Annotated in this window: 23 protein-coding genes; 10 read left to right on the top strand and 13 right to left on the bottom strand. The window is 73.1% G+C overall.

The genetic code is table 11. The features are described from left to right. Positions 1–140 precede the first annotated feature (140 nt). Positions 141–1,793 (bottom strand): MFS transporter, encoded by a 1,653-nt coding sequence (locus tag ACFVS9_RS28680; RefSeq protein WP_389936966.1) that lies wholly within the window; start codon positions 1,791–1,793, stop codon positions 141–143. Between the two features lie 499 nt (positions 1,794–2,292). Here ACFVS9_RS28680 and ACFVS9_RS28675 point away from each other — a divergent pair, with 499 nt between their 5' ends. From ACFVS9_RS28675 to ACFVS9_RS28665, 3 genes are all read left to right on the top strand, one after another. Continuing rightward, the gene (locus tag ACFVS9_RS28675; protein WP_389936963.1) at positions 2,293–3,291 is read left to right on the top strand and encodes an Lrp/AsnC family transcriptional regulator; all 999 of its coding nucleotides are present in this window, start codon (positions 2,293–2,295) and stop codon (positions 3,289–3,291) included. A 154-nt stretch (positions 3,292–3,445) separates the two neighbouring features. Then, a complete protein-coding gene (locus ACFVS9_RS28670; protein ID WP_389936961.1) occupies positions 3,446–4,123 on the top strand; it encodes a class I SAM-dependent methyltransferase in 678 nt (225 codons plus the stop codon). A 732-nt stretch (positions 4,124–4,855) separates the two neighbouring features. Beyond that, the gene (locus ACFVS9_RS28665; protein WP_389936958.1) at positions 4,856–6,160 is read left to right on the top strand and encodes a peptidase; all 1,305 of its coding nucleotides are present in this window, start codon (positions 4,856–4,858) and stop codon (positions 6,158–6,160) included. Between the two features lie 108 nt (positions 6,161–6,268). Here the strand turns inward: ACFVS9_RS28665 and ACFVS9_RS28660 are convergent, their stop codons facing one another. From ACFVS9_RS28660 to ACFVS9_RS28610, 11 genes are all read right to left on the bottom strand, one after another. Then, a complete protein-coding gene (locus ACFVS9_RS28660) occupies positions 6,269–7,033 on the bottom strand; it encodes an ABC transporter ATP-binding protein (protein ID WP_383118215.1) in 765 nt (254 codons plus the stop codon). Beyond that, positions 7,030–7,830: an ATP-binding cassette domain-containing protein gene (locus ACFVS9_RS28655; RefSeq protein ID WP_389936955.1), complete on the bottom strand. Its 801-nt coding sequence runs from the start codon at positions 7,828–7,830 to the stop codon at positions 7,030–7,032. Before ACFVS9_RS28655 ends, ACFVS9_RS28660 begins: the two co-directional genes overlap by 4 nt. Next, positions 7,827–8,681 (bottom strand): ABC transporter permease, encoded by an 855-nt coding sequence (locus ACFVS9_RS28650; RefSeq protein ID WP_389936952.1) that lies wholly within the window; start codon positions 8,679–8,681, stop codon positions 7,827–7,829. Before ACFVS9_RS28650 ends, ACFVS9_RS28655 begins: the two co-directional genes overlap by 4 nt. Next, positions 8,678–9,643 carry an ABC transporter permease gene (locus tag ACFVS9_RS28645; RefSeq protein ID WP_389936949.1) on the bottom strand — a complete coding sequence of 322 codons (966 nt, stop codon included), beginning with the start codon at positions 9,641–9,643 and terminating at the stop codon, positions 8,678–8,680. Before ACFVS9_RS28645 ends, ACFVS9_RS28650 begins: the two co-directional genes overlap by 4 nt. Beyond that, a complete protein-coding gene (locus ACFVS9_RS28640) occupies positions 9,643–11,163 on the bottom strand; it encodes an ABC transporter substrate-binding protein (RefSeq protein WP_383118219.1) in 1,521 nt (506 codons plus the stop codon). Before ACFVS9_RS28640 ends, ACFVS9_RS28645 begins: the two co-directional genes overlap by 1 nt. Positions 11,164–11,203: 40 nt before the next feature. Beyond that, positions 11,204–11,944, bottom strand: a complete 741-nt coding sequence (locus ACFVS9_RS28635; RefSeq protein ID WP_383118220.1) for a DUF1684 domain-containing protein — start codon at positions 11,942–11,944, stop codon at positions 11,204–11,206. A 232-nt stretch (positions 11,945–12,176) separates the two neighbouring features. Next, positions 12,177–13,601: an MATE family efflux transporter gene (locus ACFVS9_RS28630; RefSeq protein WP_389936945.1), complete on the bottom strand. Its 1,425-nt coding sequence runs from the start codon at positions 13,599–13,601 to the stop codon at positions 12,177–12,179. A gap of 5 nt (positions 13,602–13,606) precedes the next feature. After that, positions 13,607–14,638 carry a cysteine synthase family protein gene (locus ACFVS9_RS28625; RefSeq protein ID WP_389936942.1) on the bottom strand — a complete coding sequence of 344 codons (1,032 nt, stop codon included), beginning with the start codon at positions 14,636–14,638 and terminating at the stop codon, positions 13,607–13,609. 9 nt (positions 14,639–14,647) lie between these two features. Then, positions 14,648–15,982: an alanine racemase gene (locus ACFVS9_RS28620; protein ID WP_389936939.1), complete on the bottom strand. Its 1,335-nt coding sequence runs from the start codon at positions 15,980–15,982 to the stop codon at positions 14,648–14,650. Then, complete coding sequence (locus ACFVS9_RS28615; protein WP_389936936.1) at positions 15,979–17,007, bottom strand: ornithine cyclodeaminase family protein; 1,029 nt, start codon at positions 17,005–17,007, stop codon at positions 15,979–15,981. Before ACFVS9_RS28615 ends, ACFVS9_RS28620 begins: the two co-directional genes overlap by 4 nt. Beyond that, positions 17,001–17,987, bottom strand: a complete 987-nt coding sequence (locus ACFVS9_RS28610) for a TauD/TfdA family dioxygenase (protein WP_389936933.1) — start codon at positions 17,985–17,987, stop codon at positions 17,001–17,003. The genes ACFVS9_RS28615 and ACFVS9_RS28610 overlap by 7 nt, the downstream gene beginning before the upstream one ends. Before the next feature lie 286 nt (positions 17,988–18,273). On the opposite strand from ACFVS9_RS28610, the gene ACFVS9_RS28605 reads away from it, so the two are divergent. The 4 genes from ACFVS9_RS28605 to ACFVS9_RS28590 are packed head-to-tail and all read left to right on the top strand — an operon-like array spanning position 18,274 to position 23,358. After that, positions 18,274–19,827, top strand: coding sequence for an ABC transporter substrate-binding protein (locus tag ACFVS9_RS28605; protein ID WP_389936930.1), 1,554 nt, complete (start codon positions 18,274–18,276; stop codon positions 19,825–19,827). A gap of 5 nt (positions 19,828–19,832) precedes the next feature. Continuing rightward, positions 19,833–20,837, top strand: coding sequence for an ABC transporter permease (locus ACFVS9_RS28600; protein WP_389936927.1), 1,005 nt, complete (start codon positions 19,833–19,835; stop codon positions 20,835–20,837). Between the two features lie 59 nt (positions 20,838–20,896). After that, the gene (locus ACFVS9_RS28595) at positions 20,897–21,766 is read left to right on the top strand and encodes an ABC transporter permease (protein WP_383118228.1); all 870 of its coding nucleotides are present in this window, start codon (positions 20,897–20,899) and stop codon (positions 21,764–21,766) included. Continuing rightward, complete coding sequence (locus ACFVS9_RS28590; RefSeq protein ID WP_389936924.1) at positions 21,763–23,358, top strand: ABC transporter ATP-binding protein; 1,596 nt, start codon at positions 21,763–21,765, stop codon at positions 23,356–23,358. Before ACFVS9_RS28595 ends, ACFVS9_RS28590 begins: the two co-directional genes overlap by 4 nt. Positions 23,359–23,405: 47 nt before the next feature. Here ACFVS9_RS28590 and ACFVS9_RS28585 read toward each other — a convergent pair whose 3' ends face one another. Continuing rightward, a complete protein-coding gene (locus tag ACFVS9_RS28585; protein WP_383118230.1) occupies positions 23,406–24,320 on the bottom strand; it encodes a M48 family metalloprotease in 915 nt (304 codons plus the stop codon). Positions 24,321–24,746: 426 nt separating this feature from the next. Between ACFVS9_RS28585 and ACFVS9_RS28580 the strand changes: the two genes are divergently transcribed. From ACFVS9_RS28580 to ACFVS9_RS28570, 3 genes are all read left to right on the top strand, one after another. Further along, complete coding sequence (locus tag ACFVS9_RS28580) at positions 24,747–25,475, top strand: LuxR C-terminal-related transcriptional regulator (RefSeq protein WP_383118231.1); 729 nt, start codon at positions 24,747–24,749, stop codon at positions 25,473–25,475. A gap of 208 nt (positions 25,476–25,683) precedes the next feature. Continuing rightward, entirely contained in the window at positions 25,684–26,055 is a 372-nt protein-coding gene (locus ACFVS9_RS28575; RefSeq protein WP_383118232.1) for a BlaI/MecI/CopY family transcriptional regulator, read from the top strand. Between the two features lie 40 nt (positions 26,056–26,095). Beyond that, positions 26,096–26,713 (top strand): hypothetical protein, encoded by a 618-nt coding sequence (locus ACFVS9_RS28570; protein ID WP_389936919.1) that lies wholly within the window; start codon positions 26,096–26,098, stop codon positions 26,711–26,713. Positions 26,714–26,928: the final 215 nt, after the last annotated feature.

Below are 26,928 nucleotides of genomic sequence, written 5' to 3'. Positions count from 1 at the left end.
CCGGCGACGCCGGGGGCCCTGGACCCGGAGGGCGGCGGAGCGGGTCCGCCCGTCACGTCCACCGACGGCCGCCCCCGCCGCAGGCCCTCCCGGCCCGCACGGGCGGGCACGACCGCCGTCGGCGCACGCCCCGAGGGGACTCAGTGGTTGTGGGCGGGAGCGGGGGCGGGTTCCGGTGCTGCGGCCGGGGCACCGGACGGGACCGCCGCCGTGGTGCCGGGGCCGGGCACTCCCCCGGCGCCCGGGGCTGTCGCGTCCACGGCCTCCGGCTTCGGGGTACGGAGCAGCAGGACGCAGACCAGGGCGGCGAACAGGGTCAGCGAACCGGCGACGACCAGGCACAGGTGCAGTCCGTCGAGGAACGACTCGCTCACGGCTCCCCACGTACGCCCGGTGTCCGCGCCGAGCCGCAGCCGGGCGACGGCTCCCAGGCCGTCCGCCTCGGCCGCGGGCAGGATCTGCCGTCGGGCCGACTCCCCCACCCCGGCGTCGTCGAGGTGTCCCGGCAGCGTGTCGAGCGCCCGCGTCGTGAGCAGCGCTCCCAGGACGGCCGGACCGAGCGCCCCGCCGACCTGCCGGAACGCGTTGTTGCCCGCGGCGGCCATGCCCGCCTTCTGCCAGGGCACCGAGGCGACGGCCGTGGCGGTCATGGGGGTGATGACGAAGCCCATGCCCAGCCCCAGGAGGGCCAGTCGCCAGGCGATGGAGAGGAACGAGGTGTCCACGTCCAGGGTGAGCAGGGAGAACAGGGAGGCGGACACGACCAGCAGGCCCGTCGTGATCATGACGCGCGGGGAGAACCGGTGCATCAGCCGCCCGACCGGGCCTCCGGCCACGATGGCCGCGGCGGTGACCATGAGGAGCCGCAAGCCCGCCTGGAGGGTGTCCAGTTGCTGGACCATCCCGAAGTAGAGGCTGAGGAGGAAGAAGAAGCCGATCAGGGCCAGGAACGTGATCATCGCGACGATCGTCGTCGCCGTGAAGGCGGGACTCCGGAAGAGCGAGAGGTCCAGCATGGGGCTGTCGCTGCGCCGTTCGGCGAGGACGAAGGCCGCTCCGCTGACGACGGCGGCCCCCAGGGCGACCAGGACCTTCGTGTCCCCGAACGAGCCGGCCCCTCCTTCGATGACGCCGAAGACGAGTGCCGTGACCGTGATGGTGGCCGTGATCTGCCCGGGCCAGTCGAGGCGACGGCCGTGCGGCGCTCGCGAGTCGCCCAGGAGCGCCCCGGCCACCGCCAGGGCGACGAGCGAGACGGGGAGGACGGGCAGGTAGATCCAGCGCCATTCGGCGTGGTTGAGGATCGGGCCGGCGATGAGCGGGCCGATGGCCAGGGCGCCCAGCAGGGACGTGGCCCATATGCCGATGAACTTGCCCCGTTCGCGGTGGTCGGGGACCACATGGCTGATCAGGGCCAGGGTGGTGGGGAGCAGGGCGGCCGCCCCCAGCCCGGCGAGCGCCTGGCCCGCCCAGAGGACCTCGACGGACCCGGCGGTGAGGGCGACGGCCGCACCGGCCGCGGAGAAGAGGAGGCCGGCCTGGAAGACCTTCTTACGGCCGTGTACGTCGCCGACGACACCGGCGGTGAGGATGAACGCCGCCATGGGGAGGACGAACGCGTCCTGCACCCAGGAGAGCTGTGCGGTGGTCGCGCCCAGCGCGCTCTGGATGGCGGGCAGGCTGACGGACACCGTGGTGACGGGCAGGTAGGCGACGAAGACGCCGAGGCAGGCCATGACGAGGGTGACCACCCGCCGTTCGGCCGGTCCGTTCCCTGTGGTCGGGACGTTCACGGAACAACTCCTTCGCGGCTCGCGGGCCGCGTTCAAGTACGACAGAGGGATGCCGGGCCGGGTACGGGGCCGGTGCGGAGCGCCGGACGTGCGGGTGTCCTGACGCCGGTGCTCGCGAGGGCGGCGTCGGTGACGCCCCGAGATCTCCGGCTGATCGCTCCGGCCGCCTCGGGCCATGAGTGACGGGGACCTGTCCGGGCGCGGCGTCCCAGCATCGCCGTACGGAGGCACGGACACCAACCCACGGGAGCCGGACGGAAGAAAACTGCCAGCCCTTCCGCGCGTGCGCATGATTCCCTCACCGCGTCAGCCGTTTCCGGATGAAAGCGCCACGCGGAAGGCGTACGGAGCGGCCGGAGGGCCGGTACCGGGGTGACGGCAGAGGTTCCGGAGCGCCCCGGAACCCGGCCTCGGCTCCCCGGGTCGGAGATGCGCCGCGCCATGGGCCCCGGGCAGGTGTGTTCCGCCGGTACACCGTCTGCGGTGAGAGGATCCACCCATGGTGGATCAGGTGAGCAGAGAAATCCTCCGGGTCCTGCAACTGGCGCCCCGGGCTCCCTTCCGGCTGATCGGCGAGGTCGTCGGTGTGTCGGAGCAGACGGCCGCACGCCGGTACCACGCCCTGCGGCGCGAGGGCGTGATGCGGGTGGTCGGGCTGGTCGACGCGGCCGTGCACGGCGAGGCTCAGTGGGTCGCACGCATCCGGTGCCGTCCCGACCGCGCGGGGCCCCTCGCCGACGCCCTGACCCGGCGGCCGGACATCGCGTACGTCGGACTCGCTTCCGGGGAGTCGGAGATCCTCTGCGTCATCCGTTCCCCCGTGAACGCCGAGCGGGACGATCTGCTGCTGCGGAGGCTGCCCCGCTCGGCGTCCGTGCTCGACCTCACGATCGACCTGCTGATGCACTCCTTCGGGCCGCCGGGCAATGCCGACTGGGCCGGCTACGGTGAGCCGCTCACGGATGAGCAGAAGGCCATGCTGGCCGGACAGCGGCCTCCCGCTGCCCGGCCGGGGAGCCTGCTGAAACCGACCGAGGAGGACGCGCCCCTCCTCCAGGCGCTGGCGGAGGACGGACGCACCACGCACACCCGTCTCGCGGAGATCAGCGGCTGGTCCCAGGCCCGCGTCACCCGCCGCCTGGACGCCCTGGAGGCATCGGGCACCCTCGTCTACGACCTCGACCTGCTGCCGGAACGTCTCGGCTTCCACCTGCACGCCACCTTGTGGCTGCGGACGACGCCCGCCGCACTGCAGAGGGTCGGGGAGGAGCTCGCACAGCACGACGAGGTGGCCTTCGCCGGGGCGACCAGCGGCGACTACAACGTCATGGCGGTGGTCGCCTGCCGTGACGCGGAGGACTTCTACCGGTACCTCACCACCCGCGTGGCGGCGGTCTCGGGGATCGAGTCCTACCGGGTCAGCATCCGGGTCCGCCGCCTCAAGCAGGCCGCCTCACTCATCGCGCACGGCAGGCTCGTCCACCCGCCCCTCGCCTGACTCCCACTCAGCACCCTTGTACCGCCCGCGCTTTCGTCCGGACGTTCCGGTGGGGGCGGACTCCCGCGTCGGGGACCGGAGCGGCGGGCGCACCGGGTGCGGGCAGACCGTTTCGCCGAACGGAGTTCAGTGGCAAGGGTGTTAGCTTCTCCGCATGGTGGAGCATCAGGACAGGACCAGGGCGGCCTACGACGGGATCGTCGACCTCTACGCGTCGCTGTTCGCCGACCGCCTGGAGACACAGCCGTTCGCGCGGGCCATGATCGGGACCTTCGCCGAGCTGGTGCGCGCGACGGGGAACACACGGGCAGCGGACGTCGGATGCGGGCCCGGGCATCTGACGGCCATGCTCGACGGCCTGGGGCTCGACGCCTCCGGGCTCGACCTCTCCCCGGCCATGATCGGCCATGCCCGGCGGGCGCATCCGGCGCTGCGGTTCGACGAGGCGCGGATGGAGTCCCTGCCGTTCGGGGACGGCGCGCTCGGCGGGCTGCTGGCCCACTACTCGATGATCCACACGCCGCCGGAGGAACTGCCCGCGCTGCTCGCCGAGCAGGCACGTGTCCTGGCGCCGGGGGGCCTGATCCTGGTCTCGTTCTTCGGCACCGAGGAGCCCGAGCCGGTCCGCTTCGACCACAAGGTGGCACCTGCCTACAGCTGGCCGGTGGACCGGTTCACGGAGCTGCTGGCCGGGGCGGGATTCGTCACGAAGGCCCGGCTGCTCCACGATCCCGCCTCCGAGCGGGGTTTCCTCGACACCCACGTACTGGCCGCCCTCCCCCTGGAAGCCCGTGGAGGCTCCCGCCCGGGTCCGGGTGGTCCGCGGAGGTAGCGCGCTCCGGGTGAGCGGGCGCGCCTCTCGTCACCGCTCCCGGGACGGTCGCGGCCCCCACGGCCATGGTGGTCCCTCCGGACTCCGGGAAGGCGCGGACCGCTCCCTGGAGAGGTTGCCGGAGTGCTGACGACGGTCAGCGCGTCGCGCACCCACGCGGGCCGGAACGGCGTCCATCGAGCGGAGCGCCGCGACCTGTTCCGAAATCATCCCGTTGCCCGTGCGGCCGGTGCATCGTGCTCAGCAGGAGGGCCGTGCTCTCGGCATCATCCGCACCCGTGGCGTTCGACATCGACGCGTCTTCCCCCGGGAGCGACGGATCCGGCACGTGCCGCCCGCTCACCAGGCCACCCCGCCCTCCACACCGCCGGTCGCACGTCGTTCACAGCGACTTCACGTTTCGCAACCCTCCGACGCCGGACCTGGCCGCACCCGGGTGCGTACGGCGCGCCCCCTTCCTCCCGCGCTCGGCACCCGCCGCGCCCGGGCGGGCCCGGGATCGTCACACGTCGTCCGGGCTGCGGAAACAGGCGAGTTGACCGCTCGGGCGAGCCCCCGGGAAGGCGGCGGAGGGCGGCTGCACGACGCCGTCCGTCCGCCCGGCGCGATGGGTCGGGCCCGGCGATCGGGGCGTCCGGGGTACAACCATTCGGCCGCGGATTGCGTCTGCTATTGGTGTAAGTGTTCTTTCGGAGACGGCCCTTGTCCCCCCACACGTCATGAGGAACCTCTATGACCCACCCCCTTCCCGGCCGCCGGCTCGCGCGCGGCGCCGTCGGCGTACTCGCCGCCACCGTGCTGACCGGAATCGCCGTCGTGCCCGCCTCCGCCGCGGAGCCGGATCTCGGGATCGGCCCCCTGGCGCCGATCACGGACGTGCGGCCCGGCAGCGGTGTCGACGTGCCGTTCTCCTTGCTGAACAAGGGCACCGACGACGTGGGGAAGGTGTGGGTGACGTACTCCGTCACCTCGGGCCTCACGGCGGCCGACTCGTACTCCAACTGCCGTTACTCGAAGGAGCCCGCCCACGACGAGGCGCCCGCGAGGGAGCTCGCGGTGTGCGCCGTCGACCAGCCGCTGAAGCCCGGCGTCGTCTACGTGCCGGAGCACCCCCTCGGGCTCAAGGCCCTGGACAGGGCGCTGTACGACAACCTGTCCATGACCGTCGAGGCCACGGAGCCCGGACCGTCCGACGGGGGCGGGAGCGACCCCGTGCCCGGCACGGGCGCCCCTCTGAAGCTGGTCGAGAAGGCCCCGGCGACGGATGCCGACCGGGCGGACCACGACGAGGACTCCGCCTCCTCCGACGTCACCGCGGTGAACACGGCCGACTTCGCGCTGACCGGCGCCCAGCTCAAGGGCAAGGCCGGTGACGAGGTCACCGCGACCGTGACGTTCGCCAACGAGGGCCCGGCCTGGGTCTACCGCGAGCCGGGCCGGTCCGCCGCGACCGTCGACGTCCGGATCCCGCCGGGCACCTCGGTCGTGAAGGCGCACGACTTCTGCACGCCCGTCACCAGGACCCACTACAGCTGCGGGACTTCGCAGTCGTGGGTGGACGAGGAGCGCGGCGAGGAGTACCCCTTCGTCCTGCGGATCGACAAGGTCGTCGAGGGCGCGACCGGGAAGGTCTCGTTCGACGGGACCGACAGGCCGTTCGACAGGAACGCGGCCAACGACACCGCCGACATCGTGGTCAACGCCGGTTCCGGCACGACGGACGGCTCCACGGACGGCTCCTCCACGGACGGCTCCTCCACGGGCGGGTCGTCCGCCGCGGGCTCCTCGGCCACGGGCGGCACGGCTGCCACCGGCGGCTCCTCCGGGGGTTCGGACGCCGCCTCGGCGGCCTCCTCGTCCACGTCCGGCGGCTCCACGGACGGCGGTCCCGGCACGCGGACGGTGGACGGAGGCCTGGCGGCGACCGGTTCGGACTCCACCCTCCCCGTGGTGGGCGCCTCGGCCGCGGCACTGCTCGCGGGCGGCGGGATCGTCTACGCCGTCCGGAGGCGGACGGCTGCCGCCGAGCAGCGGTGAGGACACACCGGGCCGGCCGGTACGGGGGTCCCCGTACCGGCCGGCCCGGTGTCGTCCCGGCGCCGCCCCGGGCCGCCACCGGTGACCGTCCGGGCGAGGGAGTCCCCGTCAGGCGGGCAGTCGCGGCACGCTCTCGATGAGCCGGCGGGTGTAGGGGTGCCCGGGTTCGCCGAGCACCTGGGCGGTGGTCCCCTGCTCGACGACCCGTCCGCGTTCCAGCACGGCGGTGCGCTCGCACAGGGAGGCCACGACCGACAGGTCGTGCGAGACCATCACCAGGGTCAGCCCCCGCTCCTGCTTCAGCTCGGCCAGCAGGTCGACGACCTTCACCCGGGTGGTGACGTCCAGCGCGCTGACCGGCTCGTCGGCCAGCAGGACGCGGGGGTCGCAGACGGTGGCGCGGGCGATGGCGATGCGCTGGCGCTGTCCGCCGGAGAACTCGTGCGGGTAGCGGTCGACGGCGTCCGCCTGGAGGCCGACGCGTTCCAGCGCCGCCGCCACCTTGGGCGCCGCGGAGGAGCGGGTGTCCAGGCCGAGGGAGCGCAGTGGTTCCGCGACGATCGCGCCGACCCGCCGGCTGGGGTCGAGCGAGGAGTACGGGTCCTGGAAGACGCACTGCACGCTGCGCCGGAAGCGGCGCATCTGCTCCCGGGCGCGCGGGTTCAGGTCCGCGCCGTCGAAGCGGACGGTTCCGGCGGTGGGGCGGGCCAGGCCCAGCAGCAGGCGCAGCAGTGTCGTCTTGCCCGCTCCGGACTCGCCGACCAGTGCGAGGCTCTCCCCCGCCTCGACGGAGAGGGACACGTCGCGCACCACGTCGGCCGCGGCCCCCCGGTAGCGCACCGCGGCGTCCTCGAGCTCCAGTACGGGCGTCATCGGGCGCTCCTCAGGTCCAGGGCGGACTCCAGTTTCCGGGCGCTGGCGACCAGGGCCCTGGTGTACTCCTCCTGCGGCGCGCTCACGATGCCGTGGACCGCGCCCTCCTCGACGGCCTGGCCGTCCTTCATGACGAGCACCCGGTCGGTGACCTTGGCGACGACGGCGAGGTCGTGGCTGACGAACAGGACGGCCATCTCCCGTTCCTCGACCAGGCCGTCGATCAGTTCCAGCATCTCCGCCTGCACGGACACGTCCAGGGCGGTGGTGGGCTCGTCGGCGATGAGCAGCTTCGGTTCGCAGGCCAGTGCCATCGCGAGGGCGACGCGCTGGCGCTGTCCGCCGGAGATCTCGTGGGCGAAGGCCCGTGCGATGCGGTCGGGTTCGGGGAGCCGTACCTGTTCGAGGGCGGCCCGCACGGCCTCGCGCAGGGGCCTGCCCCTGAGGCCGGTGCGGCGGGCGAGCGGCTCGGCGATCTGGCGTCCGAGCCGCATCAGCGGGTCGAGTGCGGTCAGCGGTTCCTGGAAGACGACAGCCGCGTCGCGGCCTCGGACGGCGGTGAGCCGTTTCTCGGGGGCGCCCACCGTCTGCGTCCCGGCCAGCTCGACGCTGCCGGTGGCGGTCATGCCGTCGGGGAGCAGGCCGAGCACGGCGAGGGTCGTCAGGGACTTGCCGGAGCCGGATTCGCCGATGAGGCCGAGGCGTTCGCCGCCGGCGACCGTGAAGGACAGGTCGTCGACCAGGGTCAGGCCGTCGGAGGTCCGGACGGTGAGTCCGCGTACGTCGAGGAGAGTCACGTGCGCCTCCGCCGGGTGGCCGGGTCGAGGGTGTCGCGCAGGCCGTCGGCGATGAGGTTCACACCGATGACGAGCAGTACGAGCAGGATGCCGGGCGCGAGCGCGCCGGCCGGCGCCGTGGTGAAGGTGGCCTGGGCCTCCTGGAGCATGCGGCCCCAGGAGGCGTTGGGCGGTGGTGCTCCGAGACCGAGGTAGGACAGCCCCGCCTCGGCGAGCACGGCGAGCCCGAACTGCAGAGCCAGGTTGACCACCAGTGTGGGCCAGATGTTGGGCAGCAGGTGGGAGAGGACCGTACGCGGCCAGGAGGTGCCGGAGGTGCGGGCGGCGGTGATGTAGTCCTGTGCGAGGACCCGCTTGACCAGGATGCGTACCAGCCGGGCCACGACCGCGCTCTGGGCGAGGCCGATCGCCAGGACCGCCGAGCCGAGCGTCGCCGACCGCGCGGCGACGATGAGCATCGCCAGCAGCAGCGTCGGGAAGGCGATGAGGATGTCCAGGAACGCCGAGAGGGTGTCGTCGATCCAGCCCTGGGCGAACGCGGCGAGCACGCCGAGGGTGACCCCGATGACGGCGGCGATGGACACCGAGCCGAGCCCCGCCTCGACGGCGATGCGGGAACCGGTCATCACCTGGGCGAACAGGTCGCGTCCCAGTTTGTCGGTGCCGAGCAGATGGCCGCCGCCCGGCCCGGCGAGACGTCCGCCGGAGGTGTCGTCGGCGTCGTAGGGCAGCCAGAAGACCGACACGACGGCCAGCAGCGCGATCAGACCGGCGAGGACGCAGCCGACGAGGAGGGTGGCGGAGCGCCGGGAGCGGCGCTTCGTGGGGGTGAGCGGGTCCGTCCCGGTCATCGGGCGCCTCCCGAGAGCCGGCCGCGCAGGCGCGGGTCGATGATCCGCTGGACCAGGTCGGCCACGAAGCCGATCACCAGGACCGCGAGGGTGGAGACGAACAGCACGCCCTGGATGACCGGGTAGTCGTGCTGGGCGATGCCGGTGGCGAGCATCGAGCCGAGGCCCGGGAGCGCGTACACCGACTCCACGACGACGGCCCCGAGCAGGGTCGAGGCGAGTTCGATGCCGAGGATGGAGATCACCGGCACGGAGGCGTTGCGCAGGCCGTGCCGCCACATGGCGCGGCCGAACGACGAGCCGAGTGCGCGTGCCGTGCGCAGGTGGTCGCTGCCGAGGACGTCGAGGGTGGCGGAGCGGACGTAGCGGATCAGGGACGCGCTCATCACGAGGGCGATGGTCACGACCGGCAGGACGAGGGAGCGGACCGCCTCGGCGGGGTCGGCCCAGCCGTCCTGCGGGAAGCCGCCGGAGGGCAGCCAGCCCGCGTTCAGCGCGAACACGGCGATGAGGATCATGCCGAGCCAGAACACGGGGATCGCGATGCCCAGCTGGGACACTCCGCTGAGCAGCCCGCCGTACCAGGTGTGCCGCTTGTACGCGGCGGTGAATCCGGCGGGCACGGCGACCAGGACGGCGAGGACGAACGCCGCGAGCGTGAGCGGCACGGTGACGTTCAGCCGGGCGGTGACCTCGGGGCCCACGGGCAGCGAACTGACGAAGGAGGTACCGAGGTCCCCGCTGACGAGCTGCCCGATCCAGTGGGTGAACTGCTCGGGCAGCGGCCGGTCGGAACCGATGGAGCGGCGGGCCGCGGCTATCTGCTCGGGGCCGGCGCCGACCGAGGTGAGCGCGTTGGCCGGGTCGCCGGGCAGCATGCGCAGCAGCACGAACAGCACCACGCTCGCCAGTGCCAGCGAGACGGCGAGGAACGCGAGCCGCCGCAGCAGATAGCGCGCCATCAGCCCTTCTTCTTGATGTCGTAGGCGAAGAACTGGGAGTTCAGGCCGTTGAGCGGGTAGCCGGAGAGCTTCTTGTTCGCGACGACGATCTGCGGGTAGAGGTACAGCCAGTCGCTGGCGGCGTCCTCGGCGGTCTGCCGGTTGACCTTCTTCAGCAGCTCGGTCTGCCCGGCGGTGGTGGACGCCGCCTCGGCCTGCTCGACCCACTGGGTGACCTGCGGGTTGTCGTAGCCCCAGTAGAAGTCGGGGTTGCCGTACCAGACCAGGTCGCGGTCGTTGACGTGCTCCTGGAGCGTGGCCGAGAAGTCGTGGTTCTTGTAGACCTTCGTGTACCACTCGTCCGGGGTGATCGTGTTGATCTTGACGGTGATGCCGACCTTGGCGAGCTGGGACTTGATGAAGGTCGCGGCCGTGGGGTGCGGGTCGTAGTTCGGTGTGTCGAGGGTGAAGCTGAAGCCCTTGGCGTAGCCGGCCTCGGCGAGGAGCTTCTCGGCCTTCGCCACGTCGTAGGCGTTGACGTCGGTGAGGTCCTCGTACCAGGGGTCGGTGGGCGGCACCATGGAGCCGATCTCCTTGCCGTATCCGCCCCAGACGGACTCCAGGAGCTTCTTGTCGTCGATGGCGGCGGAGACGGCCTGGCGCACCTTGACGTCGGTGAAGGGCTTGGCCTTGTCGTTGAAGGCGAGGAGCAGCTTGGTGGTGGAGTCGCCGTCGTTCACCTGGTAGTCGCCGTTGCTCTTGAACTGCTCCAGGGCGTCGGGCGACTGCTCGCTGGTGACCACGTCCACGGCGTTGGTCAGCAGGGCGTTGTTCAGCGCCGAGGCGTCCTTGTAGTAGTGGAAGACGACCTGCTTGTTGGCGGCGGCGTCGCCCCAGTAGCCGGCGAAGCGGTTCAGGCTCAGCGCGGAACCGCGGGTCCACTTGTTCAGGGTGTACGGGCCGGTGCCGTCCTCGGTCGTCTTCAGGTTCTTCGCCTGGGAGTTGATGATCCAGACGTAGGAGAGGTTGTAGACGAAGGAGATCGACTTCTTGGACAGCGTGATCTTCACGGTCCGCGCGTCGGGGGTGGCGATGTCCTTGATGACCTCGAGGTTGCTCTTGCGGGCGGACTGGGAGTCGTCCGCGGTCACCTTCTCCAGGCTGTACTTGACGTCCTGGCTGGTGAGTTCCTTGCCGCTGTGGAAGGTCACGCCGTCGCGCAGGGTGAAGGTGTACGTGAGGCCGTCGGCGCTGGTCTCGTAGTCCTGGGCGAGGAGTTTGTCGACCTTGCCGTCGTCGGTGAGCCTGAACAGGCCTTCGTAGACGTTGCCGTTGAGCGCCTCCGTGACGCCCTGGCCGCCGCCCGCGGTGTTGTCGAGGTTCTGCGGTTCGTAGAGGGAGCCGATGCTGACGACCGCGTCCTTGTCCCAGGTGCCGCCCGAGGCGCCGGAACCGCCGGAGCCGCCGGAGCAGGCGGTCAGGGCCACGGCGAGGGCGGCGACGGAGGCGGTGCCGTACAGGGCGTTCTTCTTGGTGCTCATGAGGTCGGGCTCTTTCCGTGCGGTGGGGCTGCGGGAGTGATCAGTGCTGGGCGTCGGAGCCGTCGCGGAGGACGGGGAGCTTCTCGCCGGCCTCGACGGGCAGGTGGAAGCGGTTCTGCCGCGGCGGCATCGGACAGTTGTACTGATCGGAGAATCCGCAGGGCGGTACGAAGGCACGGTTGAAGTCGAGGACGACCCGGCTCTCGTCGTCCGTACGCCGCACGAAGAGGAAGCGCCCGGCCCCGTAGGTGGTGTCACCGTTGGTCGGGTCCCCGAAGACGAGCAGCAGGGTGCCGTCGTCGTCGAAGGCGCTGAGTGTGTACGCGCGGCCGTCGACGGTGAGCGTGATGTCGCCGGGGACGACCAGGTCGCGGCTGCCGCCGTTGTCCCGGATGTGCTCGAAAGCGATGCGCCGGGCCCCGGGGACAGGCGTGTAGGAGGCCTCCAGGACCCAGGCGGGGTCGTAGGGGAAGGCGTCGACGCGGTCGAAGCGGCGGATGGCGGGCGAGGCCGCGTCCCAGAAGCGCAGGCCGTGCTCGGCCTCGCCGGTGACCAGGTCGGTGCGCCGGAGCGTGGTGACGGTCACGCCGTCCGGCGCGCCCGCGGCGGCCCCCTCGGCGTCCGGGACCTCGCCCGCGGGGGCCCAGCGGGTCTCGACGAGGGCGAGGTTGCCGGTCGGGGACGTGAGCGCGCGGTGGCGCTCGGCGCGCCAGGCGTCCCACTCCTCCGCCGGATCGACGGATGCGCGGTCGGGGGCGGGGTGGGACACGGCAGCACTCATTCATCTAGGCGGGGCGGCCCTCACAGCACCTGGGAACAGGACGTGAATAAGTGGCCAAAGCATCACCTTTATTGACCATAAGCGCATCTAATGTCAAACCTACGTTTCACATGGTGAGACGCGTCTCGGGGAGAGAGACGGGGCACCGGACGGGCTCCGTCCGGATCCGGGGCGGCCGCGTCGCGGCTCTCCCCCGCCGCCGTCCGGGGCGCGCGGTGCGCAGCCGGCCGGTTCAGGCCGCCCGGAATGTGGCCGGGGTCTCCCGCCCGCCGGCCAGGGCGGAGAGCGACGCGGAGTAGCGGCGGAGCAGGAGCACGGCGGTGGTGGCCAGACCCGCGAGGAGGCCGAGCCAGATGCCCAGGGTGTCCAGCGCCAGGGGGTAGGCCAGGAGCCAGGAGGCGGGGAGCCCCACCAGCCAGTAGCCGACGAGGGTGATGCGGAAACCGCTCTTCGTGTCGTCGAGGCCCCGCAGGAGTCCGACGCCGATGTTCTGGGCGCAGTCGAAGAACTGGAGGAAGGCCGTGACGACGAGCAGCTGGGTCGCGATCACCCTCGCGTCGCCCGGCCCTGACTCCAGGAAGGGGGCGAGTACGGGGCCCGGCAGGCAGAGGTAGACCGCGCCGACGACGGTCATGACGGCGGCCGCGCACGCCAGCGCGGTGTTCCTGAGCCGGCGGGCGGCGTCGTAGCGGTGGAGCGCCAGCTCGTGGCTGACGTTGACGGAGGCGGCGTGCGAGAGGCCGACGGCGACCTGGAAGACGATGTAGACGAGCTGGTTGACGGCGGTGTGGGCGGCCAGCGCGGCGGGGCCGAAGGTGCCGGCCATGAGCGCGGTGAGCGAGAAGAAACCGGCTTCCGAACCGTACGTCGCCGCGATGGGCACGCCCAGGCGGAGCAGCCGTACGACGACGGCCGCGTCGGCTCTCCCGATGTCCGCGCCGAGGAGCGGGCCGAGCGCGGCGTCGCGTCTCACCGAGGCGTACAGGGCGACGCAGGTCAGCAGGTACACGCTGGACGTCGCGATGCCCACGCCGGCCGGTCCCGAGCGGGGCAGTCCCCAGGTGCCGTGGAGGAGGACCCAGTTGAGGCCCGCGTTGACGGCCACGGAGGCGAGGGTGATCCGCAGCAGCGCCTGGGGGCGCCGCATGCCGACGGTGAACTGGCGGATGACCTGGAACCAGAGGCAGGGCAGGAGTCCGGGGGCCAGCGCGTACAGCATGGTCCGGGCCAGGGCGGCGACCTCGGCGTCCTGGCCGAGCCGGGGAAGGAGGTGTCCGGCCAGGACCATCAGGACCGCTCCGGCGATCCCCGCGAGGGTGGCCAGGGCCAGCGCCGCCCGGACGATGCCGCGCACCTGGGCGTCGGACTCCTTCCGGGCGGCGCTCCCGGAGCCGTCACCGGACCCGGCCGGCCGTTCGGCGTGGGCGGCGGCTGCGGCGACCTGGTTGCCGACGGCGGTGACCAGCCCGACGCCCATGGTGCGCAGCTGGTTGAAGACGACGATGGCCAGGCCGCCCGCCGCCAGTTCCCGGGTGCCCAGGAACCCCATCATCACGGTGTCCGTGGTGGTGAGGGCGACCTGGGCGAGCTGGGTGAGGACGAGCGGGACGGCGAGCGCCGCCAGGGCGCGGCTGTCGCGCAGGAGTGTGGTGAGCACCTTGTCTACCGGTTCCCGCGGAGTCCGGCGAGCCGGTCCCTGATGTCCTGCTCCGCCGCGGGGTCCAGGAGGCCGCGGGCCTTCATCCAGTCGTCGTCGAAGACGGTGTCCATGTACTTCTCCCCGCCGTCGTTGACCAGGGCGACCACCGTGGTGCCGGGCGGCAGCGACGGCAGGCGTGCGAGTGCCGCGTGGACGACACCACCGGCGGACCCCCCGATGAGCAGCCCGGTCCTGGCCACGGCCCGGCAGGTGGCGAACGCCTCGATGTCGCCGACCTTGACGCCCTCGTCGATGAGGTCGAAGTCGACGAGGGCGCCGAGTGCGGCGCCCTCGGGTGTGCCGGTTCCCGACTGGTAGTAGTCGTGCGCGGGCCCGCCGAACGCGATCGACCCCTTGGGCTCGACGCCGATGGTGGTGAATCCGGGGATGAGGGTCCTCAGTTCACGGGCCGTTCCGCAGAGGCCGCCGCCGGTGCCGACGGCGCCCACCAGGATGCCGAGGTCGCCGTCGAGCGCCCGGGCCAGTTCGTGGGCGACGGGGCGGTAGCCCTCCCCGTTGCTGAGGTTGTTGTGCTGCTCGGTGAAGTAGGTGTTGTCCTGGCCCTTCGCCAGCGCCTCGGCCAGCTCCTCCCGGGCGGCGGTGGCCAGTTCCCCGCCGTCGCCGTCGTCGGCCACATGGACCAGTTCCGCGCCCAGGGCCCGCATGGCCCGCAGCTTGTCGGCCGCCGCGTGGTTGTCGACGACGGCGGTGAAGGTGTAGCCCCGTTCGGCGGCGATGACGGACAGGCCGAGCCCGGTGTTGCCGGAGGTCGACTCGACGATCCGGCCGCCGGGACGCAGCAGTCCGCGCCGCTCGGCGTCGTCGATCATCTGCCGGGCCATACGTATCTTGGCGGTGCCGGTCGGGTTGAACTGTTCCAGCTTCAGCAGCAGCCGGGAGTCGTTCTCGGTGCGGCACAGCTCGAACAGCGGTGTGGCGCCGATGAGTTCGGACAGGGTCCGGACGATGGCGGGCCGGTGCAGGGGGTCGCCCACGGTTGGCTCCTAGGGGTGGCGGCGGTCGAGGCGCCAGCGGTAGGGGGACGAGGGTTCGATCAGGACCTTCGGCGGCAGCGGCAGGTCGTGGAAGGGGGACTCGTTGGAGTCCATCTGGTAGCCCGCCGTGTTGGGGTAGACGAGCAGGTCGCCGGTCCGCGGCCGGAAGGGGAAGGGGATCTTGCGCCAGGTGAGCATGTCGCTCTCCAGGCAGGTCGCCGCCCCCACGCACGCCGGGAACGGCGTGTCCCCGGCGTCGGCCGCACGGCCCACCGGTACGAGCACGGGTTCCGGGAGGAACTCGCTGCCGAACCACTGCTCGGAGAGGCTGAGGCTGGTGCCGTCCACCGTCAGGACGGCGTACGTGCCGCGCTCCTTGACGCCCTGGATCCGGAAGACGGTGCAGCCGGCCTGGTCGAGCAGGGCACGGCCGGGCTCGGCCAGCAGGGACACGCCGTTCTCGCGCAGCAGTCCGGCGAGGGTGGACCGCTCCCCCGCGGGCGTCGAGGTGAGGACCGTGCGCAGCGCCTCGGCACCGGCGACGGGAGAGTGGTAGGGGTAGAAGCCGGAGAACTCGCGCCGTGCGTGGAAGTGTTCGGGCCGGCTGCTTTCCTGGAAGCCGCTCCACGCCCCGCCGTCGACGTAGTCCACGGCGAAGCCTCCGCCGATGCTGATGCGGTCGGGTCCGAGCCCCTGGTCACGGGCGGCCCGGCACAGCCGGATGAGCTCGGCGGCCAGGTCGGCCCGGTGGCGTACGTCGTAGCCGGACAGGTGGAAGCTGAACCCTTCCAGGCGCACGGGCCCGCCGCAGTGTGCCAGGGCCTCCCGGATCTCCTGCGGGTCCAGTCCGAACCTGCTGTGCGACCGGTGCGGGGGAAGGACGCGCAGCAGCACCCTGGCCGTGCGGCCGAGCCGGGCGGCGAGGGCGCGCAGCCGGTGCAGTTCGTCGAGGGCGTCCACGGCGATCAGCGCCCCGTGGAGGACGGCGGCCCGCAGCAGTTCACCGGCCTTCGCGGGGCCGGTCACCACCAGGTCCTCGCCGCGCACGCCCGCGGCCAGCGCCTCCCGCACCTCGCCGTGGCTCGCCACGTCCACGCCGAGTCCTGCGTCGGCCGCCCGTTCGGCGAAGGCCGCCGCCTTGTTGGCCTTCTTGGCGTAGTACACCCGGCCGTCGACGCCCGTACCGGTGAACACCTCGCGGAAGGCGGCGGCGTTGGCGTCGAAGCGTTCGGGGAACAGCACGTGGAAGGGGCGGCCCAGCGCGTGGGCGAGCTCCGGCAGCAGCTCACCGTGCAGCAGGGCCTCGGCCTCGGGGGTGGTGCGGGCCGGGAGCGACGGGGTCACCTCCACAGGGACACCGCCGTACCGAGGCCCTGGTCCAGCGCGAGCCGGGCGAGACGGTGGCCGAGCGCGATGTCGGTGACGACGAGTCCGCTGTTGTAGGCGAACACGCTCTGGCCGGCGTCGGTGCGTCCGGAGGCGCGCCCCGCCAGCACCTCGGGGAACTCGGCGTCCACGTCACGCATCCGGCCCCGCGCGTCCGCCATGTCCGTTCCGGTGACGCGCATCTGGGCGGCGCTGGTCGCGATGACGCGGTCCGCCCTCCGGAGGGTGGAGGGGGCCAGGCCGTAGCCGACCAGTACGCACAGGGCCGACGGCTTCAGCCAGTCCGCCTCCACGGAGACGGAGGTGTGCGGGCCGGCCGTGGCGAGGACGATGTCCGCGCTCCCCGCGGCGGCGCGCGCGTCGGTGACGACCTCGACCTCGCGCCCGGGGAAGCAGGTGTGCAACTGCTCCCGCACGGCGCGGATCCCGTCCGGGTGCGAGCCGCACAGCATCAGCCGGTCGAGGTCCGGCATCGTGGTGAGCAGCAGGGGCAGGGCGAGCCGCCCCTGGGTGCCGGTACCGATGACGAGGGCGCTGCGGCTGCCGGGGGCCGCCAGTTCGCGGGCGAGCAGTGCGGAGACCGCGGGGGTGCGCAGGGCGCCCACCCGGCCGCAGTCCATCAGGGCGATGGGCAGTCCGCTGCGGTCGTCGTACAGGGTCAGCGTCGTGTAGTAGTGCTGACGGTCGCGGTCCTCGCGCAGTCCGTGCTTGTACGAGGTCTTCACGGCCACCACGTCGCGTGTGCCGTCGCGGCCGAGCATGGCGTAGGCCACCGAGTGCCCGTCCGCCGGCGTGACGGAGAGTTTGCGCGGGTTGTCGGAGCCGCCGGCGGCGAGGGTGCGGTACGCCTGCTCCACCACGTCGACGACGTCGGGCAGGGCGATGTCGACTCCGGCCAGGTCGCTGGTGCTGAGGATCCGCAGCTCCGTGCCGTCGTCTCCCGGCACGACCACCGGGCCGGGGACGCCGGCCGCGGTCACCATGCCTCCACCGCCGCCTGGCCGTAGCCGTGTTCGAGGCGTTCGGTGTCGGGGCGGGTGCTCCGCTCCGGCACCCGCACCGAGGCACGCTTCAGCCAGCGGTCGGTTCCGTCGTAGCGTGCCCGGAAGGGGACCCGGCCGTGCACGACGAGGTCGTTGTCGACGACGAGGACGTCACCGGGGGCGAGCGTGACGGCGACGGAGACCCGCGCCAGCTCGTCCTGAAGCCTTCCGTAGGCCGCGCGGTGGTCCTCGGGCGCCCGGTCCACGGGGGTGTAGGCGGGATCGAAGCGCAGGGTGGGCCCGTGCGGTGACCGCCACACGGTGGGGACGGCGGGCGGCTCGCCGGGGTAGGACCGGGCCTGCGCGTAGGCGTCGTCGGGGAGGATGGGCAGGACGGGCCTGGCGAGCAGCTCCAGGTCGTCCTCCGCGAGCCGGGTCCGCCCGACGGACGCGGCGGTGGTGGCCACGGCGTCGTGGTTGCGGACACAGCCGAGCACCAGCAGGTGCGCGCGGCCGGGGTGGAAGGCGTCCTCCGTGTGGGGGCTGAGCAGGACGCTGCTGCTGGCTCCGGTCTGTTCGGCCTCGTGCCCGGGCGAGGGCACGATGTTGTGGACGAAGCGCCCGTCCTGCTGCCCCTCCCAGGCCAGCGGCGTACCCATCAGGGCGGAGAGCAGGAGCAGGGCCGCGTCGAGGACGGCTCCGGCGTCCCCGGCGTCCGACCAGTGGCGCGGGGTGGGGCCGGCCTCCTCGTCGTCGACGGCGATGCCGCGGATGACGAACAGTCCGTCGGGTGTGTCCACGGGCCGGCACGCCTCCCGGATGTCCGCGCTCAGCGCCGACGCGGCGTGCGGGATCCGGCCGAGCAGCCCGGGAGAACAGCTGTCACCGCCGAAGGTATGGAGCAACTCCCTTGCCGTGTTCATGAGTTCGCGCTCGGCTTCGGGGTGGAGCTGACGCACAGGCGAGGCTGCGGTCGACATGATCAACCATCCGTTCTCAAGGCGCGTGCGGGCGCCGAAGGGTGGAGGGAGAGCGCGCGGTGCTTGCGAGGGCAGGCGTCGGCGGCGCATACGCGGCTGCGCCGCCGGACGGGGCCCGGCGCGGTTCCGGTGGCACCGGTGGCGGGCTCGGTCAGGTAAGCCACACCTAACGTAATTCGCATCCACGCGGCGCGCAGTACTCCAGTTTGAGTATTGCGAGGCCTCGAATTTTTAGGATAGGCAAACCTAAGTAATTTACGTTCTGCTGTCGGAAGCCGAGGAACACGTGAACCTGACGAGGCGCCATATTCTGGGTCTGGGCGGGGTATTCGCCACGACCGCGCTGCTCAGTGCCTGCGGCGGAGGGGCGGAGGGGCCGGCCGCCGGCCCCTTGGGCGGCTCCGCCACGCCCCGGAAGGGCGGAACCCTCAGGGTCGGCGCCCTGGGCAGGGTCGGCGCCATCACGAGGGACCCGCACGGGACCCAGTCCAACGAGAGCGACTACCTCATCCTGAGCCTCGTCCACGACACCCTGACCGTGCCCGGCGCGAAGCCCAACACCGTGCCCCGCCTCGCCTCACGGTGGGAGTCGTCCGACGACCTCAGGACCTGGAGGTTCACCCTCGCGGAGGGGGCGGCGTTCCACGACGGGACCCCGGTCACCGCGGCCGACGTCGTGTTCTCGCTCCGCCGGCTCCGCGCCACACCCTCCGGGGCGTCGAGGCTGCCCGGGGTCCGGGCGGAGAACATCACCGCCGAGGGGACCGGCACCGTCGTCCTGGTCTCCGACCACCCCAACGCCGAACTGCCCCTCCTCACCCGCCTCACCACCTTCGTGGTGCCGGACGGCACGCGCGACGAGGACATCGCGAAGGCGCCCGGGACCGGCCCCTTCACCCTCGACTGGTTCCGCTCGGGCAACGCCCGCCTGGTCCGCAACGACGACTGGTACGGCGGCGAGGTCCACCTCGACGCCATCGAGGTGAAGATCTTCGAGAACCCGCAGGCGATGGCCAACGCACTGCTCTCCGGCCAGATCGACCTCGCCTCCAACGCGGGTGCGGTCGCCGCCCGTACGGCCGAGGGGCGCAAGGACATCACCGTCGTCCGCCGCCCCGACGACATGTCGATGCCCATCGTCATGCGCACCGCCGACGGCCCCTTCGCCGATCCGAAAGTGCGCGAGGCACTGCGGCTGGCCGTCGACCGCGAGGCCATGGTGGGCCAGGTGCTGTCCGGTTACGGCACGGTCGGCAACGACATCCTCGGCACCGGCGACCCCGCCTACGACACGTCCGTCCCCCAGCGGACCCGCGATCTCGCACGGGCGAGGAAGCTGCTGGCCGAGTCCGGCTTCGACCTCTCCAGGACGTACGAACTGCGCACCACGGAGGACATTTCCGGCCTGGCGGAATCGGCCGCCCTGTTCGCCACCCAGGTCCGCGAGGCCGGCGTCCGGGTGAAGGTGGTCAAGCAGGACTCGGCCACGTTCTGGGACAGGACCTGGCTCAAGGGCGACCTCTACACCAGCTACTGGGGGACCAACGACTCCGTCGTCTTCTTCGCCAGCAAGACGATGGTGTCCGGCAGCGGGCAGAACGAGGCGGGCTGGCGGAACGCGGCCTTCGACACCGCGTACGAGAAGGCCATCGGCACCGCCGACGCCGCCGAGCGCACCGAACTGCTCAGGCGGCTCCAGCGGATCGAGTACGACGACTCCGGGTACCTCCTGTGGGGCGTGGCCGACGGGATCGACCTGGCCAGGTCCGCGGTCCACGGCCTGCCGACGCTGCCCGGGTACGGCCGTGTCCAGCTCGAGAAGGCGTGGCTGGCGAGTTGAGACCCGTGACGAGCGCGCCCTCCGGCACCCCCGCGCCGGGCGCGCGGGGCCGGAGGGGCGGGCGCACGGCCCTGCGCCTGCTGAACCGTGCCGGCCTGGTCGTCCTGCGGCGTGCCGCACTCCTCGCGGCCCTCCTCGCCCTGGTCTTCACCGGCGTCGAGCTGCTGCCCGGGGACGCCGCGAGCGCCACCGCCGAACGGGGCGAGAGCGCCGCGGACCTGGCCGCGCGGCGGGCGGCACTGGGACTGGACCGGCCGGTCGCGCACCGCTTCCTGGACTGGATGACCGGTCTGCCGACGGGAGACCTGGGCACCTCCGCCCACGGGGAGCGGATCACGGACATGGTCTCCGCCGCCTTCCCCAACACCCTGCTGCTGAGCGGCACCGCGCTGCTCCTGACCCTGGTGCTCGCCCTCATCCTGGGCTGCCTGGCGGCGCTGCGGCCCGAGGGCCGCCTCGACCGCACCGTCACCGGGGCGTCCACGGCGGTCTTCGCGATCCCGGAGTTCGTCGTCGCGACCGGCCTGGTCCTGGTGCTGTCGCTGTGGACGGGCTGGCTTCCGGCCGTCACGCTCACCGACGCCTCCGGCACTCCGTCCTCCTGGACCATGCTGATACTGCCGGCGCTGGCCCTGACCATCCCCCAGACCGGCTGGAACACCCGGATCGTCCGCGCCGCCCTGGCGGACGAGGCACGGGCCCCGCACGTCGAGGCGGCGGTCCTCGACGGGCTGCCGCCCTGGCGGGTCCTGGTCCTTCACATGCTGCCCGGCGCGCTGCCGTCGGTCGCCACCGGAATCGCCACCTCGTCCGGTGTGCTCCTGGGCGGGGCGGTCGCGGTGGAGACCATCTTCAACTACCCGGGCCTGGGCTCGATCCTGTCCTCGGCCGTCGCCGACCGCGACACCCCGGTGATCGCCGGGGTCACGGTGCTGGCGGGTGCGGTGATCACCGCCGTGCTGCTGCTGGCGGACGCCGTCCGCGATCTGCCGGCGGTGGGCCGGCGATGACCCCTCTCCCCCGGACGAGGCCGTCGCGCCGCGTCCGACAGCGCCCACGGAGGCCGCCCATGCATCCCGGACCGGACCGCGCCCGGGGACGGAGCGGCACCGAGCCGGTCCGGCCCGGACCTCGGGCGGGAGCCGTCCTGCCACGCGTCCTGCCCGCCGCCGCGCTCGTGCTGCTCGCCCTGGCGGGCCCGTGGATCGCGCCCCACGCGATCGACGCACCGGTGACCGCGCCCTTCGCCGGGCCCGGCGAAGGGGCGTTCCTCGGGGGCGACCAGCTCGGCCGTGACGTGTTCGGCAGACTGCTGGCGGGCGGCCGCGAACTCGTGCTCTCCGCCCTGCTGATCGCGGTCGTGGTCACGGCGGCGGCCGCCGTGCTGGGAGCACTCGGCGCCCTGCGCCCGGCGGTCGGGCGCGTGGTGGAGCGCGCCGCCGACCTCTTCATCCTGCTCCCCGCCGTACTGGGCATCATGCTCGTGGCCCTTTCCTGGCCGGGCGGGGGCCGCCCGGCGGTCGCCGTCGCCGCGATGGTCCTCGGGCTGCCCTACGCCGTCCGGCTGGCGGCCAACGCCGCGGCCCCCGTCGCCGCGTCCGGCTTCGTCGAGTCGGCCGCCGCGGGCGGTGAGCGGCTCTGGTTCCTCGTGGTGCGCGACATACTGCCCAACCTGCGCCATACGCTCCTCGCCCTGTTCGGGCTGAGATTCGTCGAAGGCGTCTACGTGGTGTCCATGGCCGGCTTCCTCCAGGTCGGTCCGCAGCCTCCAGCGGCCGACTGGGCCCTGATGATCCGCGAGAACTCCCCCGGGATCATGCTCAACCCCTGGGCCGTCGTCGCACCGGGTCTCGCGATCGCCCTGCTCGCCCTGAGCGTCAACCTGGCGGTGGCCACCCTGGTCCCGCGAACCGGCCGGAAGGCGGTATCCCCCCTGTGAACCCGAACCCCGCCGTACCGGGAGCGGCGCCTGACGCCGGCTCGGCCACCGTCGCCGAGGCGAGCGGACTGCGCGTGGTGGGCGCCGACGGCGCGCCCCTGCTGGAAGGGGCCTCGCTCAGCCTGCGCGCCGGTCGCCTCGTCGCGGTCACCGGGCCGTCCGGAGCGGGCAAGACCACCCTCCTGCGCGCCTTCCTCGGGCACGTTCCGGAAGGCACCGTGCCGTCACCGGGCGCTGTCCGGGTGCTGGGGCACGACGTCTTCGCCCTGTCCGAGCGCGAACGCCGCGAACTGCGCCGCCACAGGATCGCGTACGTGGGACAGGATCCCGCCTCGCTGCTCCATCCGGGACTGCGGATCCGTACCCTCCTGACGGAGCTGGGCCCGCGGCGGGCCCCGGGCGCGGTGACGGACCTGCTGGCCGCGGTCCGCCTGCCCACCGGCCCGGAGTTCGCCGCCCGGCGGGCCGGGGAGCTCTCCGGCGGCCAGGTGCGCCGGGTGGCACTGGCCCGTGCGCTGGCCCGCGACCCCGCCGTCCTGCTGCTGGACGAGCCGACCGCCGGGCTCGACCCGGCCCTGCGCGACGAGATCGCCGAGCTGGTGCGGCGACTGGCCCGGGAACGCGGAGTCGCCGTGGCCTTCAGCTGCCACGACGCGGAAGTGGTGGCGCGGTTCGCCGACGACGAGGTGCGGCTCGACCGCGTACGGACCACTCCTGCCGACGCGTGGCGGACGGTCGCCGGCGCCGGGCCCGCCCTCGCGGAACCACCTGCCGCCGGAGGGCCGGAGGGCGGGTCCGGCGTCCCCGTGCTCGCCGCCGAGGACATCGGCGTGAGCTTCGCCCGGGGGCGGAGCGGCGCTCCGGCCCTGGACGGCGTCCGGCTGACGGTGCCGCACGCTTCGGCGGTGGGCGTCATCGGCGCCTCCGGGTGCGGCAAGACCACGCTCGCCCGCGTCCTCGTGGGCCTGCAACGCAGCACCTCGGGCACGGTCAGGCTGGACGGCGACGCCCTGGCCCCGGGCTTCCGCCGACGCGGCAGGGAGCAGCGGCGCCGCGTCCAGCTGGTCACACAGAACCCTCTCGGGGCGCTCAATCCCGAACGCACCGTCGGCAGCACCCTCGCCCGGCCCCTGCGACTGCACCGCGGGACCGGCGCTGCGCCGGCCGGTATGTCGGCGGCCGGTCTGCTGCTCCAGGTCGGGCTTCCGCCGGACCTGTCCGGGCGCTACCCGCACGAGCTCTCCGGTGGCCAGCGGCAGCGGGTGGCCATCGCCAGGGCCCTCGCGGCGGGCCCGGACGTGCTGATCTGCGACGAGATCACCTCGGCCCTCGACCCGTCCACCGGCGAGGCGGTCATGGGGCTGCTCCGGCGGCTTCGGGAGGAGCGGTCCATGGCGCTCGTCGTCATCGGCCACGACATGGCGCTGGTGGCGGAGCACACCGAGACGCTGACCGTGCTCGACGGCGGCCGTGTGGTCGAATCCGGGCGCACGGCCTCGGTCTTCGCCTCTCCGCGGCACTCCGCCACGCGCGCGCTGCTCGGCCGCCGGGCACCTGTGCCGGGCGGCGCACCGGCGGCGGACCGGAGGTGAGAACGCCACCGGCGGACGGCCGGCGGACAGCGGCCCGGGGCGCGGTGTCAGCGCGCGACCTCGCCCCGGGCCTCCCCCACCTCATGGCCCATGTGCACGACACCCGCGACCGTGACTCCCGTGGACAGCAGCGCCGCCACGGCCACGGCGACCGCCAGCACCCGGGGGCGCCGCGCGGAGTGCGAAGGGGGCCTCAGCAGCGCGGTGACCCGTCGCGGGACGGGACCGGTCGCCACGCCGGGGGCCAGGTAGGGACGGGTGGACCCCCGGCTGTCACGGCCGGCCAGGGCGGCGCGGGCGACGGCCCTGGCGGCCAGCCGGCGGTCCCCGACGGCGTCCGCCGCGGCCTCGTCGGCCGCCCGCTCCACCGAGAGCCGGATCGACGTGCGTACGGCTCTCAGCGCGGGGTGGCAGTGCGCCGCGACCTCCGCGAACGCGAGGAAGTAGTGGTGGCGGCCCGCGTTGTGGGCCCGCTCGTGGGCGAACAGGACCTCCCGCTCGGCGGCTTCCAGGCTCCGCAGCATCGCGGTCGTCACCACGATGCGGTTCTGCCTGCCCGGGAGCGCGTACGCGTCGGCGTGGGGCGAGTCGATGACGCACAGGTCACCCGCCAGCGGAAGGGAGGCGGCCTGACGGTGGGCCGCCCGCAGGGAACGGCCGTGCCGCAGGGCGGCCCGTCCGAGCGCGCAGGCACCGAACGCCAGCGTGCCGGACGCCAGCACCGCCCAGGTGACGACCAGCGGAACCGACGGCGTGCACAGGGGGTGTACGAGCTCTCCGAGCCTGGCGAACGCCGGTATGAGCAGCAGCCCGGTCAGGCTGAGGGCGCCGAGGGACACCACACCGGCCACGGCGAGCGCGGTGGCGCCCGCCGTGAGGATCCACAGGGCGGTGGCCGGGCGGGCCCACGCCATCACCCGGTTCGCGGCCGGTGCCAGGAGGAACGGCAACAGGAGAGGCACAACGAACAGCGGAGTCAGCACCTGTGGTCCTTCGGTAGGCAGGACCGCGCGCGGGGCGCAGGTCCGGAATCGGTCGACGCCGGCCCGGCCGGCGGACACGGGCCGGGCAGGTCGCGGCACGTCCGCCCGAACCATCGTCTACAGTGAAGTAGACCGTTTACACGCGAGTAGACGGTCCTGTTCCCTCCGCGGAAGGTCGCGTCAGGACGCCTGCTCGGCCCGGTCTGTCGTCACGCCTCAAGTTACATGCACCGAGGCGCTGTCGGCTCATCGGTGCGGACCCCGCGCCGGGGGCCCGCGGCCCTCCGGCCGCGCGCCGACGCTCCGGGAACGGGAGCGCCCCGGGCCCGGCAGCACGGACGACGTCCCGGCCCGGGCACGCGGGGCCGGAGGAGCGCTCACGACGATGACTCAGCGAAGGGGCAGATGGTGCTGCGCATAGTGCTGGCCGACGATGCGGCGGGCACCGGGTCCGGCCTCCGGGACCTCGTGGGCCGGGCACCCGACCTGGAGATCGTCGCAGCCGCCGCGAGCGGTCTGGAGGCCGTTCGCCTCACCCGCGAACTGGGCCCCGATGTCGTCCTCATGAACGTCCGGGTGGCGGGGATCAACGGCATGGAGGCTTCCCGCATGATCACGAGGACGCCCGGACTGGCCGGCGTACGCGTGGTGATGCTGGCCGAGCACATCACGGAGGAGTGGGTGCTCGGCTCCCTGAACTCCGGGGCCAGCGGGTTCTTCGAGACCGGGTCGTCCACGGAGGACCTCGCCGAGGTGATCAGGACCGTCGCCCGGGGCGGCGCGCACCTCTCGTCGGCGGCCACCCGCTGCGTACTCGACACGGTCTTCCCGCTGATCGGCATCGGCGGACTGGAGGAGTCGCGGGACAGGTTCGGGCAGCTCACCTCGCGGGAGCGCGAGGTCGTCGCCCTTGCCGCGCTCGGCCTGGAGAACAAGGAGATCTCCGCCCGCCTGGTCGTCTCACCGCTGACGGTCAAGACCCACGTCACCAGGGCGATGGCCAAACTCGACGTCAGGAGCCGCTCCCAGATGGTGGCGCTCGTGCACAGGAACGGTCTGGTGCCCCGCAGGCACGGCAGCGCGCAGGACCCGGCCCCCCGCCCCGGCGGGCCGCACGACGGGGGCGGGCGGTGACCCGGCCACGGCGTCTCGGCGCGACGAGCCGGCCGGGGGCGGGCGGGAGGCCGGTGCCGTCGGACCCATGGGAGAGGATGAGCCGTCGACCACTGCCGGTCCGTGCCGCTCGGGCACACGGCCGGCACCGGAGCCGGACGCCTGTTGTGCCCACTCTCAGCAGCCGTTCCGGTTCCCTGCGGACCACTTCAGGGAGAGGGACAGTGCCATGGCGGACATGGAGGGTGAGCGCCGGCCGGCGGGTGAGCTGGAGGGCAGTGTCCTCGCCGCGCTCTGGGCGGCCGGAGGACCGCAGACCGCGGCGCAGGTCAGGTCGGCGATCCCGCAGCCCCTGGCGCGGACCACGGTGGCCACCCTGCTCGGGCGGCTCCACGACAAGGGAGTCATCGGCCGGAGCCCCGCCGGCCGGGGGTACGTCTACTTCCCGCTGGAGGACTCCCACGGACTGACGGCCCGGCGCATGCACCGGGAGCTCGACCAGGACGGGGACCGCAGCACGGTGCTGGCCCGGTTCATCGACGGTCTGACCCCGCAGGACGAGGCCGAGCTGCGGCGACTGCTCGACGAGAGCGGCGACTGACCGCCGCTCGGAAATCCGCATCACACAGGAAGGCAGAGGCGTGAACGGTCGGCCGGCGGACGAGAGGTCCGGGACGAGGCGGGATGCTTCGGCCGACAGCCTTCTGGCCGCGCTCACCGCGGCCGAAGGGGTGGAGCAGGACCTGATCGGCGCCCTGCACCGCACCCTGTCCGTGGACGAGGAGAACAGCCTCCGCCGCGCCGACGCGATCCGCGCGGCGGCCATGGGGCTGGACACCGCGGCCTGCGCCTCGGCGGCCGGTGTCCCGGAGAGCCTGCTCCTGTCCTGGCGCGCCGGGGATCCGTCGTTCGACGCGGCCCTGTCCGCGGCCACCGCGATGGCGCGGGCCCACCACCTGGAGCAGAACGTCACCTCGAACCCGGCGGCCCTGCGCGTGGTGCTCGCCGCGCTGCGCGACGGCATGACGATCGTCGAGGCGGGAGCGCTCGTGGGCATGACGAGGGACGCCTTCTACCACCTGAGACGGGCCGACAGCCGGCTCCACGGACTCATCGCCGCCGCCCGCGCCCTGGGCCGCCGGAAGGAGCGGCTGCCGAAACGGCGGATGCCGGCGTCCCGCCGGAGGAGCGACGCGTTCAAGGGGTACCGGCTCGTCCGTCTCGAACCGCCTCCGCGATCCGAACCGGGCGAGAGCTGAACGAGCGCACGAAGGCCGCGCAAGCCCCGGCGGGCGGCGTGGGCCGGCCACGCCACGCCTCAGGGGCGGCACGCGTACACCCGGCACCGGTCCGGCCGGCGCGGGTGCCCCGCTCCGGCGGCCGTCCCCGACGCGCCCCTCGCCCGGCGGACGTGATCGCCCCTGCCCGTCCGCGGAACACACCGTCGCGGGGACGCCGGGAGGACCGGGGCCGC

The sequence above is a fragment of the Streptomyces sp. NPDC058008 genome, from assembly GCF_042886395.1.
Taxonomy (GTDB): domain Bacteria; phylum Actinomycetota; class Actinomycetes; order Streptomycetales; family Streptomycetaceae; genus Streptomyces.
This window is presented reverse-complemented; position numbering and strand designations above follow the sequence as displayed.

Excerpts from the sequence above, each read along its gene's own strand:
- ACFVS9_RS28665 (WP_389936958.1), top strand. The coding sequence starts at position 4,856 with ATGACCCACCCCCTTCCCGGCCGCCGGCTCGCGCGCGGCGCCGTCGGC.
- ACFVS9_RS28610 (WP_389936933.1), bottom strand. The coding sequence starts at position 17,987 with ATGTCGACCGCAGCCTCGCCTGTGCGTCAGCTCCACCCCGAAGCCGAG.
- ACFVS9_RS28645 (WP_389936949.1), bottom strand. The coding sequence starts at position 9,643 with ATGGCGCGCTATCTGCTGCGGCGGCTCGCGTTCCTCGCCGTCTCGCTG.
- ACFVS9_RS28675 (WP_389936963.1), top strand. The coding sequence starts at position 2,293 with ATGGTGGATCAGGTGAGCAGAGAAATCCTCCGGGTCCTGCAACTGGCG.
- ACFVS9_RS28580 (WP_383118231.1), top strand. The coding sequence starts at position 24,747 with ATGGTGCTGCGCATAGTGCTGGCCGACGATGCGGCGGGCACCGGGTCC.
- ACFVS9_RS28650 (WP_389936952.1), bottom strand. The coding sequence starts at position 8,681 with ATGACCGGGACGGACCCGCTCACCCCCACGAAGCGCCGCTCCCGGCGC.
- ACFVS9_RS28575 (WP_383118232.1), top strand. The coding sequence starts at position 25,684 with ATGGCGGACATGGAGGGTGAGCGCCGGCCGGCGGGTGAGCTGGAGGGC.
- ACFVS9_RS28635 (WP_383118220.1), bottom strand. The coding sequence starts at position 11,944 with ATGAGTGCTGCCGTGTCCCACCCCGCCCCCGACCGCGCATCCGTCGAT.
- ACFVS9_RS28640 (WP_383118219.1), bottom strand. The coding sequence starts at position 11,163 with ATGAGCACCAAGAAGAACGCCCTGTACGGCACCGCCTCCGTCGCCGCC.
- ACFVS9_RS28595 (WP_383118228.1), top strand. The coding sequence starts at position 20,897 with ATGCATCCCGGACCGGACCGCGCCCGGGGACGGAGCGGCACCGAGCCG.
- ACFVS9_RS28615 (WP_389936936.1), bottom strand. The coding sequence starts at position 17,007 with ATGGTGACCGCGGCCGGCGTCCCCGGCCCGGTGGTCGTGCCGGGAGAC.
- ACFVS9_RS28670 (WP_389936961.1), top strand. The coding sequence starts at position 3,446 with ATGGTGGAGCATCAGGACAGGACCAGGGCGGCCTACGACGGGATCGTC.
- ACFVS9_RS28660 (WP_383118215.1), bottom strand. The coding sequence starts at position 7,033 with ATGACGCCCGTACTGGAGCTCGAGGACGCCGCGGTGCGCTACCGGGGG.